The following is a 516-nucleotide window of genomic DNA, read 5'->3' as shown; positions in this document are numbered from 1 at the left end:
GCCCTGCACAGTGACGTCAATCTGCTGAACCTCATACGTATAGCGGAGCGATGCAACAATGCCAGCCTGATTTCCGATGAGCAAACTGAGCGAAAAATGCTGGTTTTGACGAAAACGGCCCAGACCTGGCGAGTGCTCGGAGATCCGACCGAGGGGGCGCTGCTCGTCGTCGCAAAAAAGGCCAAACAGACCCATAACGGGAAGCGCGGTCAAATTCAGACTGCGGAACGGATTGACGAGCTCCCCTTTGATTCAGACAGAAAAATGATGTCGATTGTGGACCGAACCTCTGACGGCAAGCTAACCTTATTGACAAAAGGGGCGGTGGAAGCGATCCTGCAGCGTTGCAGCCATATCCTGTGGAAAGGAGAGACGGTCGCGTTGACCCAGCGAATGCGCATGCAGATCCTGGAGCGAACCGAAGAGATGGCCGCCAACGCGCTTCGCGTGCTTGGCTTCGCCTACAGGACGCTGAATCAATATAAGCCGGGACAGCCGCCTTCTGCACTGGAATCC

The 516-nt window shown here is 55.6% G+C and carries 1 pseudogene; it reads left to right on the top strand.

Annotated elements, in window-relative coordinates:
• Positions 1 to 516, top strand: a pseudogene (locus MXD62_RS10060) (ATPase); the annotation flags it as partial.

The organism is Frankia sp. Mgl5 (genome assembly GCF_023242985.1).
Taxonomy (GTDB): domain Bacteria; phylum Actinomycetota; class Actinomycetes; order Frankiales; family Frankiaceae; genus Parafrankia; species Parafrankia soli.
Note: the sequence above shows the minus strand (reverse complement) of the source record. Positions and strands in the feature narration are given on the sequence as shown.